Annotated in this window: 9 protein-coding genes; 1 reads left to right on the forward strand and 8 read right to left on the reverse strand. The window is 45.9% G+C overall.

The window, feature by feature from the left end; genetic code table 11:
• Positions 1–198 precede the first annotated feature (198 nt).
• From I2494_RS03430 to sucA, 5 genes are all read right to left on the reverse strand, one after another.
• Positions 199–1,374 (reverse strand): glycosyltransferase family 9 protein, encoded by a 1,176-nt coding sequence (locus tag I2494_RS03430; protein ID WP_228350822.1) that lies wholly within the window; start codon positions 1,372–1,374, stop codon positions 199–201.
• 181 nt (positions 1,375–1,555) lie between these two features.
• Complete coding sequence (gene sucD / locus I2494_RS03435; protein ID WP_218465420.1) at positions 1,556–2,461, reverse strand: succinate--CoA ligase subunit alpha; 906 nt, start codon at positions 2,459–2,461, stop codon at positions 1,556–1,558.
• Positions 2,461–3,633 carry an ADP-forming succinate--CoA ligase subunit beta gene (gene sucC, locus I2494_RS03440; RefSeq protein ID WP_218465419.1) on the reverse strand — a complete coding sequence of 391 codons (1,173 nt, stop codon included), beginning with the start codon at positions 3,631–3,633 and terminating at the stop codon, positions 2,461–2,463. Before sucC ends, sucD begins: the two co-directional genes overlap by 1 nt.
• A gap of 221 nt (positions 3,634–3,854) precedes the next feature.
• On the reverse strand, positions 3,855–5,081 hold the full coding sequence (gene odhB / locus I2494_RS03445) for a 2-oxoglutarate dehydrogenase complex dihydrolipoyllysine-residue succinyltransferase (RefSeq protein WP_218465418.1): 1,227 nt from the start codon (positions 5,079–5,081) through the stop codon (positions 3,855–3,857).
• 13 nt (positions 5,082–5,094) lie between these two features.
• Positions 5,095–7,905, reverse strand: coding sequence for a 2-oxoglutarate dehydrogenase E1 component (gene sucA, locus I2494_RS03450; protein ID WP_218465417.1), 2,811 nt, complete (start codon positions 7,903–7,905; stop codon positions 5,095–5,097).
• A gap of 681 nt (positions 7,906–8,586) precedes the next feature.
• On the opposite strand from sucA, the gene I2494_RS03455 reads away from it, so the two are divergent.
• Entirely contained in the window at positions 8,587–9,888 is a 1,302-nt protein-coding gene (locus I2494_RS03455; RefSeq protein WP_218465416.1) for a citrate synthase, read from the forward strand.
• Between the two features lie 718 nt (positions 9,889–10,606).
• Here I2494_RS03455 and nei read toward each other — a convergent pair.
• From nei to fbpC, 3 genes are all read right to left on the reverse strand, one after another.
• Positions 10,607–11,398, reverse strand: coding sequence for an endonuclease VIII (nei, locus tag I2494_RS03460; protein WP_218465415.1), 792 nt, complete (start codon positions 11,396–11,398; stop codon positions 10,607–10,609).
• A 70-nt stretch (positions 11,399–11,468) separates the two neighbouring features.
• A complete protein-coding gene (locus tag I2494_RS03465) occupies positions 11,469–12,227 on the reverse strand; it encodes a Nif3-like dinuclear metal center hexameric protein (protein WP_218465414.1) in 759 nt (252 codons plus the stop codon).
• A gap of 141 nt (positions 12,228–12,368) precedes the next feature.
• Positions 12,369–13,427, reverse strand: coding sequence for a ferric ABC transporter ATP-binding protein (fbpC, locus tag I2494_RS03470; protein WP_407657840.1), 1,059 nt, complete (start codon positions 13,425–13,427; stop codon positions 12,369–12,371).
• Between the last annotated feature and the right edge of the window lie 10 nt (positions 13,428–13,437).

Consider the following 13,437-nt stretch of genomic DNA (forward strand, 5'->3'; position numbering starts at 1 on the left):
AATAAAGAAACAATAAACACTATTTATTAAAAAATAGCGTTCATATTAATAAGCGACTCTATTGGATGAAAATGAAGTACTGATAGAAAAAGAATAGTAGAGTACAAAGAAACTGCTGCAATTCTTCTTATTTAAAGCAAAATTACAACAGAGATATTAAGACGGTGGTTTTACATCCTGCGATACTGAAACAAAAAACTAATGAGTTGATATTATTTCATAAACGCCTTTCAGAACATCATCCGGCTTAATTGATGATAATCCTGATCCTTCTTCAGTAATCAATACTTTATGTTGAGCCAAATCCTGTAATGGCCTGGTACCTGCGGCATGCTTTGTGCCCCGGAACATAACAACCGTGGGTGTCTTAACTGCAATAGCCACGTGTAAAGGCCCGGTATCACCAACAATCAAACATTGAAGAGACGCTATTTTTTCAACCAGTTGCTTCAAATTTGTTTTTCCGGCGGAGTTTGTCACTCGCTGGCTAAAGGGAAGTAATAATTGTATCAGTTGATTATTGCGTTCAATCTCGCCCGGCCCACCGAGAAGTTCGATATCAATATCGGGAAAATTAATCATAATTTGTGTGGCAACAATAGCAAATGATTCAATCGGCCAGCATCGTTCTTCTGAAGAGGCACCAGGATGAATGCCAACTGTCTTTCTATGCTTTTTCTCAGGAAGAAATTCAATCGGGATCATCATTTCCACTGAAGGAAGGATGATTCCAATACTCTGCAATAATTCTGCTTTTTTATGGATAAGGTGCACATCATCAATCCGTTTATGGCCAGGCACCGATAAATATGGGTTGAGATAAAAAGTAGGCAGGCCTAAATAGTCGTTGTAATACACATCCTTAATGATAATGTCTGAATTTGCCAGTGTTGCTGAAATGATGTCATAAGGTGCCCTGGAGTGCAGCAGAAACACGGCGTCAAGATGATGCCGTCTTAAGGCTTTAACGAGTTTCAGTACACCATTCAGCTTACCGTCCCAATAGAGGATATTGCTGAACATATCACTGCCTTCAACTAGCATGGCATTTCGCTGATGAACAACCATTGTGATATTGGCATCAGGGTATCTTTTTCGAATAGCGGCAATTGCTGGCGTATTGAGAAGAAAATCCCCTAACGCTGTAGTAGAGAAAATAGCGATATTCTTTAAATCAGAGATATCAGAGGGCTGTTGATATTTTTTAACCCGAAAGCCAGTGAGCCGATAGGCGGTAATAAATAGAGCGGCTAACTTCTGCTTTAATAACTTACTCATAACAATCCCTATCATGGACTCTGATAAAAGTTGCAAAAAATGATATTGTCCACAAAAATGAGTTTCACCTCTCAGATTATGGATGTTTATATACAAATATTATTATAAACAACAATATAACTTCAACAAATGATTATAATAAATAATATAATTGAAGTAATAATTATTGATTTTTATAGTAAAACCAACACGATTACTAAAAAATATTGAATAACAAACAACAAAAAAGCCGCATAAGCGGCTTTTTTACAAACTAGTCATGAAGTGACTTTTATTATCAATTCACTTCAGCTGAGATCTTTTTTGCAGCATGAGCTCCCAGCGAAGCTTTAACCGCATCACCAATGTCCGCCAGGCTACGTACTGTACGAACGCCGGCAGCCTCCAACGCAGCGAACTTCTCATCAGCAGTACCTTTACCACCTGCGATGATAGCGCCAGCATGCCCCATACGCTTACCCTTAGGTGCAGTTACGCCTGCGATATAGCCAATAACGGGTTTGGTAACATGGTGTTTAATATAGTGAGCCGCTTCCTCTTCCGCTGAACCACCAATCTCACCAATCATGACAATGGCTTCGGTTTGTGGGTCTTGCTCAAACAGCTTCAGAATATCAATAAAGTTAGACCCCGGAATCGGATCGCCACCAATACCTACGCAGCTTGACTGACCAAATCCGGCATCGGTAGTTTGCTTCACCGCTTCATAAGTCAATGTACCAGAACGGGAGACAATCCCCACATTACCTGGTTTATGAATATGACCCGGCATGATACCAATCTTACAGGCCCCCGGGGTAATGACACCCGGACAGTTAGGGCCAATCATACGTACGCCCAATTGATCAACTTTCACTTTTACCGTCAACATATCCAGAACCGGAATACCTTCGGTAATACAAATGATCAACTTAATCCCCGCATCCGCGGCTTCAAGGATAGAATCTTTGCAGAATGGCGCCGGTACATAGATAACTGATGCAGTAGCGCCTGTAGCTTCAACCGCTTCACGCACGGTATTAAATACGGGTAAACCTAAATGGGTGGTACCGCCCTTACCCGGGGTCACACCGCCAACCAGTTTAGTACCATATTCCAGCGCTTGTTCAGAATGGAATGTACCCTGACTGCCGGTAAAACCCTGACAAATGACTTTAGTATCTTTATCTATCAGAATGGACATTATCTAACCTCCCCGGCTGCTACACTGACCACACGCTGAGCGGCATCGGTCAGGCTGGCTGCACCAATAATATTCAGGCCACTGGCGCTGAGTTTTTTAACACCCAGTTCAGCATTATTACCTTCCAGACGAACAACCACTGGTACGTTAACGCCAACGTCTTCAACCGCGCTGATAATACCGTCAGCAATCAGGTCACAGCGAACAATACCGCCAAAGATATTAACGAATACCGCTTTTACCTTTTCATCGGACAGAATGATTTTAAATGCTTCGCTAACGCGCTCTTTGGTTGCACCACCGCCCACATCAAGGAAGTTAGCCGGTTCGCCTCCGTGAAGCTTAACAATATCCATGGTGCCCATCGCCAGACCAGCACCATTAACCATGCAGCCTATATTACCGTCCAGAGCAACGTAGTTTAACTCCCACTCCGCTGCATGTGCTTCACGCTCATCTTCCTGGCTTGGATCGCGCATATCGCGCAGTTCTTGCTGGCGATATAGCGCATTGCTATCTACATCCAACTTACCATCCAGACAGATTAGCTCGCCGGAACCGGTAACCACCAGTGGGTTAATCTCCACCAGAGACAGGTCACATTGCAGGAACAGATTCCCTAAACCAACAAAAATATTGGTAAATTGATTGACCTGTTTACCTGTTAAGCCCAATTTAAACGCCAGTTCTCTGCCCTGATAAGGCATTGGCCCTGTTAATGGGTCCAGCACCATTTTATGGATCAGATGTGGTGTCTCTTCCGCAACTTTCTCGATTTCAACACCACCTTCTGTTGAAGCCATGAAAACTACGCGACGAGAACTGCGGTCAATCACCGCACCTAAATAAAGCTCACGATCGATATCAGTAGCCGTTTCAACCAAAATCTGATTAACCGGTAAGCCCGCTGCATCAGTCTGATAAGTTGCCAGACGTTGGCCTAACCAACGATCGGCAAACTCACGAACTTCGTCTTTAGTCTTCGCCAGCTTTACACCACCGGATTTACCACGACCGCCGGTATGTACTTGACACTTAACTACCCAAGGCCCCTGACCGATCTTTTCTGCTGCTTCGACCGTTTCCTGTGCCGTGCTACAGGCATAGCCTGTTGGTACCGGTAAGCGATACCGAGCAAAAAGCTGTTTTGCCTGATACTCATGTAGGTTCATGATGTTCTATCCATTATTGTAGGGATTAAAGAACTGCGCCTCTCGACACTAAAGATACCGCTTGCTGAGCGAATACTAAGTTCGAAAACACACTCATTCTGATATGTACTCTCATTACACTTCAGAGAATAGGTACCTATCGTCCTTAACTTAGTGTTGCTATGTAGCCACAGATCCCGTGGCTACATATGTGTCGACTAACGCTTAAACCGGTATAAGACCTAAACGTCTAACAGCAGACGAGTAGGATCTTCCAGCATATCTTTGATTGCCACCAGGAAACTCACCGACTCACGACCATCAATCAGACGGTGGTCATAAGAGAGCGCTAAATACATCATTGGTAAAATCACAACCTGACCATTAACCGCCATTGGGCGATCTTTGATAGCGTGCATACCTAAAATAGCACTCTGAGGTGGGTTTATAATTGGTGTAGACATTAATGACCCGAAAACACCACCGTTAGTAATAGTGAAATTACCTCCGGTTAAGTCCTCTACGGTCAACTTACCATCACGGCCTTTAACCGCGAGATCCTTAATACTTTTCTCAATATCAGCCATGCTGAGGGAATCAACATCACGCAGTACCGGCGTGACCAAACCACGCGGTGTTGATACCGCAATACTGACGTCGAAGTAGTTGTGATACACCACATCTTCACCGTCAATCGAGGCATTAACTTCAGGGAAACGCTTCAGTGCTTCAACCACCGCTTTCAGGTAGAAGGACATAAAACCTAAACGCACACCGTGGCGTTTTTCAAAATCATCACCGTACTGCTTACGCAGATCCATGATGGGTTTCATGTTCACTTCGTTGAAGGTCGTCAACATAGCGGTATTGTTTTTCGCTTCCAGCAAACGTTCCGCGATACGCTTACGTAAGCGGGTCATTGGTACGCGTTTTTCACTGCGATGCGATAAGGCACTGCTGTCCGCTTTTTTAGCTTCAGCACTAGCAGCTGGTTTAGCCGGGCTGGTTTTCTGTTGAGCAATGTGTTGAGTGACATCTTCACGGCTGATACGACCACCAACACCAGAACCTTTAATGGCATTAGCATCCAGACCATGTTCAGCAATCAGACGACGAACTGCCGGGCTCAGAGCATCGTTGCTGCCCTCTTCCAGACTGGCAGTCTGGCGCTGAGCAGGCGTCGCTTCTGTCGACTGAGGTGTAGCGGTAACTTGTTGACCAGTAATATCACCCGGACGTAAACGTCCCAGTAGCTGACGAGAGGTGACGGTTGCACCCTCTTCTTCTACGATGGCATCAAGCACACCGGATTCCAGAGCAGGAACTTCCAGCACTACTTTATCTGTTTCAATCTCAACCAGTACTTCATCACGCTCAACGCTGTCGCCTGGTTTTTTGTGCCACGTCGCAACAGTGGCATCCGCAACGGATTCAGGAAGGTCTGGAACGAGAATGTCTATGTTACTCATTATTTATCCTTATTCATTTTACGTTAAGCGCGTCTTCAACCAGTTTCTTTTGCTGTTCCTGGTGCACGGACATATAACCTACTGCCGGAGAAGCGGATGCAGGGCGTCCGGCATACTTCAGCGTTGCACCTTCAGGGATCACTTCACGGATATTATGCTGACTACAGTACCAGGCTCCCTGATTTAAAGGTTCTTCCTGACACCAGATAAAATCTTTGACGTGGGCGTAATCCTGTAAAGCATTTTGCATGGCTTGATGAGGGAATGGATACAACTGCTCGATACGGATAATCGCCACATCGCTTTTTCCGCTCGCCCGGCGCTGCTCCAGCAGGTCGAAATAAACCTTACCGGAACACATTACCACGCGTTTTACCTGCTTCGGATTCAGATTATCTATTTCACCAATAGCCGGTTGGAATGAACCATTTGCCAGCTCATCCAGCGAAGAGATCGCCAATGGATGACGCAGCAATGACTTCGGCGACATGACCACCAACGGACGACGCATACCGCGCAGTGCCTGACGGCGTAACATGTGATAAACCTGAGCCGGCGTGGAAGGAATACAAACCTGAATATTCTGTTCAGCACAGAGTTGCAGGTAACGCTCCAGACGTGCTGACGAGTGTTCAGGCCCCTGACCTTCATAACCATGAGGCAACAGCATCACCAGACCACACATACGCCCCCACTTCTGCTCGCCGGAGCTAATGAACTGGTCGATAACCACTTGAGCACCGTTGGCGAAGTCGCCAAACTGTGCTTCCCAAATAGTCAGCGTGCGAGGATCGGCACTGGCATAACCATATTCAAACGCCAGAACACCCGCCTCACTTAGTACTGAGTCCCATACCTGGAATTCGCTTTGACCATTATGAATATTGGCCAACGGAATATAGTAGGAACCATCTTTTTGGTTATGTACTACCGCGTGACGATGGAAGAAGGTGCCACGACCAGAGTCTTCACCGGAAATACGCACCGGTGTACTCTCATCAACCAGTGTTGCATAAGCCAGATTTTCTGCAGCACCCCAGTCAAATGGCTTCTCACCTTCTGCCATCAGGGCGCGATCTTCATAAATTTTAGCAACCCGGGGATGCAGCTCAACACTTTCAGGAACCTGACTGATACGGCGAGCCAGATCCTGCAAGCGTTTCACTTCAACGGTATTGGCATACTCTTCGTCCCACTCGTGATTCAGGTAAGGTGCCCAGGTCATTGAATGGGTGCTCAGTGGACGCCATTCCTCAACGACACATTCACCGCGATCCAACGCATCACGATACAGGTTCACCATCTCGGTAACTTCTTCAGAGGTAACCACATTATTCTCAATCAGTCGATCGGCATACACTTTACGTGGTGTAGGCTGCTTTCTGATTTTAGTGTACATCATTGGCTGGGTTGCACTTGGCTCATCCGCTTCGTTATGACCATGACGGCGATAACACAGTAAATCGATCATCACATCGCGTTTAAAGGTATTGCGATAATCCAGCGCCAAACGAGTCACAAACGCTACCGCTTCCGGATCGTCAGCATTGACGTGGAAAATCGGTGCCTGAATCATTTTAGCGATGTCGGTACAGTATTCTGTTGAACGGACATCCTGAGGGAATGAGGTCGTAAAACCAATTTGGTTGTTAATAACGATACGTACGGTTCCACCTACTTCATAAGCGCGAACCTGAGACATATTCAGCGTTTCCTGAACGATGCCCTGTCCAATGACGGCCGCATCACCGTGAATAGTAATAGGTAGAACCTGATTACTGCTGCCAGTGGCATTCAGTCGGTCACGACGAGCACGAACAGAACCAATAACTACCGGACTAACGATTTCCAGATGCGATGGGTTAAATGCCAGCGTCAGGTGAACACGGTTGCCATCAGTTTCGAAATCAGATGAGAAACCCTGATGGTACTTAACGTCACCGGTGCCAAGATGCTCTTTATGAATACCGGCAAACTCATCAAACAAATCGCCCGGGCGTTTACCCAGCAGGTTAATCAGCACATTAAGACGACCACGGTGAGCCATGCCCAGTACCACTTCTTTGGCATCATTTCTGGCGGCGTGGCGCACCATCTCTTTCAACATTGGAATCAGCGCATCACCACCTTCCAGCGAGAAGCGTTTGGCGCCCGGGTATTTAGCCCCCAGATAACGTTCCAGCCCTTCTGCGGCTGTCAGTTCCTGCAGGAAGCATTTCTTTTCTTCTTTGCTATAAGTACCACGACCCACTACCGACTCAAGACGCTGTTGGATCCAGCGTTTTTCTTCTGTGTTGGTAATGTGCATGTACTCTGCACCGATAGAATCACAATAGGTTTGTTTCAGAGCCTGATAAAGGTCACTGAGCTTCATGGTCTCTTTACCGATGGCAAAAGAGCCAACGTTAAAGGTTTCCTGCATATCTTCTTCGGTTAAATTATGGTAGGCAGGATCGAGCTCGAGCACTGGCTCTTTATAACGTAATTTAATAGGGTCAAGATTGGCATTCTGATGACCGCGGAAGCGGAAGGCGTTAATAAGCTGTAGAACTTTAACTTGCTTAGCGTCGTTCTCCGGATCGCTAACGTTAGACGTGTAACGTTTGGCATCTTTCGCTAACCGACGGAAATAATCACGGGTGGTTGAATGGAATTGATCCGGGCTTAATACATCAGTAGGCAGTTTATCGAAAATTTTTCTCCAGCTCTCATCGATAGAATCAGGATCCGTCAGATAATCTTCGTAGAGCTGCTCTATGTAAGACTGGTTTGCACCAGCAAGGTAGGATGAGTCTAACCAAGTCTTTATTGCGCCGTTCTGCATTATGACCTCTTAAGCTTCATGCTTCAGTATGTGTTGCGACATGAACCCGCTACTCTCTTCTCTAACACGTTGTTACTAAAAGCTGACAAGCTTATTTTAATGAACTGTTAAAAGAGAGTTGTTCGATCCGCTTTTATCCAGCACTGATAAAACGATTGTTGCTGCTTACAATTGGCGCGTATTGAAACGAAATTGAGCACTTCATTACAACCGCGTTCCCCTATTAAAACAGATTATTTCTCTGAACATAACCCTTTGTGATATCAATTATTATGTTCAAAAAATCACTCTTTACCGGATATCCAACTAACGAGGTACAACCTACTTTTTCTGACTAAAGGTTGCACATCCCGTCCAGGAAGTGTCCATGAGTATAGAAGCCTCATTTTACAAATACAATTCAAATAAAAACAGATTGATAACAATTTACCCAAATAGTGACAACGATCACAATCATAAAAAAACCATTAAAAACAATAAGTTTATGTGAAAGGCATCATCTAATATGTTAAATAAATGCTAACGAAGCATTAAATTGTAAAAAAAAAGTAAAATTACTCTTCACGATGGTCTAAATTTATGCAAATGTAATAGCAAGTTATTTATAGGAAAGGCAATCAACGGTTTCACCGCTAATAAATTGCCAGAATCCCTTAACCTGAATTAATTATGGAGACAATCATGGCTGTAGAAAAAAAAGCGACGTTAGTCTTTGATGATGGCAGAAGTATTGAGCTACCCATATTATCAGGTACCCTGGGCGAAGACGTTTTAGACGTAAGAACATTGGGTTCAAAAGGACTGTTTACCTATGATCCGGGTTACCTATCTACCGCGTCCTGTGAATCGCAAATCACCTTTATTGATGGTAATGAAGGCGTTCTGTTACACCGTGGTTATCCTATTGCCCAGTTGGCAAAAAACTCAACCTATTTAGAGGTTTGTTATATTCTGATGTATGGTGAAACCCCAACACCAGAACAGTTTTCCACCTTTAAAGAGATTGTTACACGCCACACCATGATTCACGAGCAAATTACCCGCCTGTTCCAGGGCTTCCGCCGTGACTCTCACCCGATGGCGGTACTTTGTGGGGTAACCGGTGCTTTAGCTGCTTTCTATCATGACTCATTGGATGTACATAATGAGCGTCACCGTGAAATCACGGCGTTCCGTCTGTTATCCAAAATGCCAACCGTCGCGGCGATGTGTTACAAGTACTCCGTCGGTCAGCCATTTATTTATCCACGTAACGATCTTTCTTATGCCGGTAACTTCCTGCATATGATGTTTGCGACGCCATGTGAAGAGTATGTGGTGAATCCGGTTATTGAGCGCGCTATGGATCGTATTCTGATTCTGCACGCAGACCATGAACAAAACGCATCAACGTCAACCGTGAGAACGGCTGGTTCATCCGGCGCTAACCCATTCGCCTGTATTGCTGCGGGTATTGCTTCTCTGTGGGGCCCCGCTCATGGCGGTGCTAACGAAGCCTGTCTGAAGATGTTAGAAGAGATCGGCAGCGTTGATCGTATTCCTGAGTTTATTGAGAAAGCAAAAAATAAAGATGACCCTTTCCGTCTGATGGGCTTTGGACACCGTGTGTATAAAAACCACGATCCACGCGCTACTGTTATGCGTGAAAGCTGCCATGAAGTACTGAAAGAGCTGAACCTTAGCGATGAGCTGTTAGATATCGCGATGGAGCTGGAGCATATCGCTCTGAACGATCCGTACTTTATTGAGAAGAAACTGTATCCAAACGTCGATTTCTATTCAGGTATTATCCTGAAAGCCATCGGTATCCCAACGACTATGTTTACCGTGATCTTTGCTATTGCTCGTACTATCGGTTGGATTGCCCATTGGAATGAAATGTACACCGACGGTATCCGTATTGCCCGTCCGCGTCAGCTATATAACGGTTATACTGAGAGAGAGTTTCATTCTCAGATCCCTAAGCGTCAGGATAAATCGTAACGTTTTTTAAGTCTTTTTAGTTGGATTGGAAACCCCAGGGTAATGCTCTGGGGTTTTTGTTTGGGGTTATGCTGTTTTGATCGAAAGACCACTGGCTCAGGATTAGTGGGCACATTTGCACACTCTGGTTCTGAGAATATTCCGGCCGTAATAGCGATGGAGCCCATATTATCTTTGTGCTCGGCCGGAAGACCATCTGTACTCAGCTACAGAGTGCGTCGGGCCTAGGCTGCCTACGGGCACTTCGTTGGCTTACGCCAAGTCGACCCCCACGGCACCCTCTCCCTCCAATTAGCTTCAATTAAAAGATCTAAAGACAAAAAAGACTCAGGGCAACGCCCTGAATACTAAACAATTTTTTGACCTTAATCTTTCGACCTTTAAGAGCACTGGAATTCAGCCGACAACTGAATGAGGGTAGCACGCCGAACATGGATGTTCGGCGAGGCGCAGCGACGTCTGGAGCGGCTCTGCGCCGGTGCGTAAGCCCGAGTGAAGGCGGAGGGAAGTCGCCGCCAGGCGACCTGGATTCGTGTGCGAAGGCGCGGGAGTGCAGAGGGCATTCGCCCTAATGCCCTCTGCACTCCCGCCGCACGATAGCCGAGCAAAACACAGCACGATTTGCGGACGAAACGTTCTCAATACCCCATCAGGTTCCACTACACCACAACTCTGGGTTACACCTCTCCCAAACAATTACTCTACGGGTATAACCCAATTACTCCTGACACCCACCACAATAATAAAACGGCCTCGACGACAGCGCAGTCTTCTGAATCACTGCCCCGCATCTTTCGCATACTTGACCTTCTCTGGCAAACACATGAAACTCAAACAGCGCTCCATGATGATGATTAGGGTTCACCTCTCCTCGCGTCTGATAAGAAAGCCGAGGAATAGAAATCAAAGCGTGCGCCAGCTTATCCAGTTGTAACTCAGTGAGTGATTCGGGTTTATGGTGAGGAAGTAACTCCGCAGCCCACAGAATCTCGGCTCGCAGATAATTACCTAATCCGGCAAGAAAGGCCTGATCCAGTAACATGCCTCCCAGTTGTCTGCGACGAAATGCTTTATCCAACAGACGAGTACAAATATCCGCTTCAGTTAATGTCATATCTAAGACATCAGGGCCAATGCGTTGTAAAAACGGATGCTGAAGGATAATCTCAAGTGGCGCCAACTCAATGTCTGAAGCGCTGTAGAGCAAAATAGCTTTATCCACAGTTTCTAACGCTACTCGTAAGTCACGTTTAGTTTCAGGACGTTTGCCCGGTTCCGCAACTTTCCAGATGCCATACAGTTGATTATGGCTGTACATACACAGGCCAGAGGAAAAATGGGTTAATAGCGCTTTGCCTCTGGTCTCAATTGAAGTAACAGTTTGTCCGATTAACTGCCTTTCAAATACTTTTAACTCAGGAAAAGCAAACCAGGCGGAGGTCAGGGCTTTACCTTCAACCGCATCCACCAATTTGTCTGCTGCCCTACGAATTTCAGGTCCTTCCGGCATATCAACTCCTTAAAACAACGATGCCCTGCATAAATAGTGCAGAGCATCATTAAGTCATACTCGATATTAATTAAACCGGATTATCAATATCAATAAAGGTCACATCGAACTTATGGTGTTCTGCCAGCCACTCGCCAAGGGCTTTAATACCATAACGTTCAGTTGCGTGATGACCTGCCGCATAAAAATGAATGCCCATCTCTCTGGCGATATGGATAGTGCGTTCAGAAACCTCACCGGTAATAAATGCATCAAAACCGTGTTCTGCTGCCTGTTTGATATAATCCTGAGCACCACCGGTACACCAGGCTACGCGACGGATTTCAGCCGGAGCATGATCGCCACAATGAAGGGGCTCACGACCTAAACGATGAGCAATTCTTTCAGCCAGTGCACTACCGGTCAGTGGAGTCTCTAACGTGGATTGCCAGATTAAGCAATCCGGGCTCAGAGGATCTAACGAACTGGCATGATGAAAGCCCAATACCTCACCCAACAATACGTTATTACCCAGTGTCGGATGCCCATCCAACGGAAGATGATAACCAAACAGGTTAATATCATGATTCAGCAAAGTCTTCAGTCGCTTATGCATCATACCAGTGATCACCGGTTCGTCGTTTTTCCAAAAATAGCCATGGTGAACCAATATGGTATCTGCTTTAAGTTCGACGGCAGCATCAAGCAATGCCTGACAGGCAGTCACTCCAGTCACAATGCGTTGAACCTGAGCCCGTCCTTCTACCTGTAATCCATTCGGGGCATAGTCGCGGAACTGCCTGACTTTCAGCTCATCGTTCAGCAACCCTTCTAATTCTCTGTTCAGCATGATGACCTCCTTAAAGCAAAAATGAATTTACCGGCAACAGTAACCCGGCATAATTTTCCAAAGTATATCCGTTTTTCAACGATTTTAATGCGCTGAAAATTATTCAGGCCCCGAAGGGCCTGAATAGATAACATTAGTAAATTACTCCTCCGGCAAGATAAACATACCGTGAGGATGAATATGCAGATAGTAATGGTCGCCGGCTGAGGGTTCAAGCTGTGTCGCATTTACCTGTAACAATAGCGTTTGCCCGTGCCAGTTAACGGTAACTTCATACTGCGGCCCCATGTAGGCAACGCTCACCACTTGACACTTTTGGCTATCTTGTCCTTCACGCACCAGAGCAACAGCCTCAGGTCTGACGCCTACGGTGTAATTACCGGTAGCCTGACCAAACTCTTTTGGTTTCGGTACCACGTAACCAAACACATCAACGCCATCTGCCATTAGGGTTGCCGGGAAGATGTTGGCATCCCCCATAAAGTTAGCCATAAAGCGCGAAGCCGGTTGGCGATACAATTGCTTTGGTTCACCAAGCTGCATGATCTTACCTTTGTTCATCACCAGCACGGTATCCGACACAGCAAAAGCTTCGCTCTGATCATGAGTGACATACAGAGAGGTAATATTAAACTGCTGCTGAAGCTCGCGAATTTTATCCCGCATGCTGCGGCGCAGATTGGCATCAAGATTACTCAGCGGTTCATCAAATAACAGTACTTTCGGTTTTAGAATCAATGCCCTGGCCAAGGCAACTCGTTGCTGTTGACCACCGGAGATTTGGTCAACAAAACGGTCTTCAAATCCTTCCAGATCGACCAGCGTTAAGGCTTCTTTAACCCGCTGGTGAATTTCATCCGCAGGCAAACGCAGCATTTTCAGACCGTAGCCAATATTGTCCCCCAGCGATAAATGAGGGAACAGCGCATAGGACTGAAACACCATACAAATATCCCGCTGCTGGATGGCTCTGTCAGTGACATCTTCACCATCGATAAAAATCTGCCCTGAGGTTGGCTTTTCCAACCCGGCCACCAGCCGAAGAATGGTGGTTTTACCGCAACCGGAAGGCCCGAGCAGCGTGACCAGATTTCCCTGAGGAATTGACAGATTCAGCTCATCAATCACGGTGTTCTTACCGAAGCTCTTATTGATATTCTTCAGTTCTACAAAGTTTGTTTTAGACGGTTGATTGGTCATATTCAATGTA

Origin of the sequence: Limnobaculum allomyrinae, from assembly GCF_016649425.1 — a bacterium.
GTDB classification, from domain to species: Bacteria; Pseudomonadota; Gammaproteobacteria; order Enterobacterales; family Enterobacteriaceae; genus Limnobaculum; species Limnobaculum allomyrinae.

Excerpts from the sequence above, each read along its gene's own strand:
- fbpC (WP_407657840.1), bottom strand. The coding sequence starts at position 13,427 with ATGACCAATCAACCGTCTAAAACAAACTTTGTAGAACTGAAGAATATC.
- I2494_RS03465 (WP_218465414.1), bottom strand. The coding sequence starts at position 12,227 with ATGCTGAACAGAGAATTAGAAGGGTTGCTGAACGATGAGCTGAAAGTC.
- nei (WP_218465415.1), bottom strand. The coding sequence starts at position 11,398 with ATGCCGGAAGGACCTGAAATTCGTAGGGCAGCAGACAAATTGGTGGAT.
- sucA (WP_218465417.1), bottom strand. The coding sequence starts at position 7,905 with ATGCAGAACGGCGCAATAAAGACTTGGTTAGACTCATCCTACCTTGCT.
- I2494_RS03455 (WP_218465416.1), top strand. The coding sequence starts at position 8,587 with ATGGCTGTAGAAAAAAAAGCGACGTTAGTCTTTGATGATGGCAGAAGT.
- odhB (WP_218465418.1), bottom strand. The coding sequence starts at position 5,081 with ATGAGTAACATAGACATTCTCGTTCCAGACCTTCCTGAATCCGTTGCG.
- sucC (WP_218465419.1), bottom strand. The coding sequence starts at position 3,633 with ATGAACCTACATGAGTATCAGGCAAAACAGCTTTTTGCTCGGTATCGC.
- sucD (WP_218465420.1), bottom strand. The coding sequence starts at position 2,461 with ATGTCCATTCTGATAGATAAAGATACTAAAGTCATTTGTCAGGGTTTT.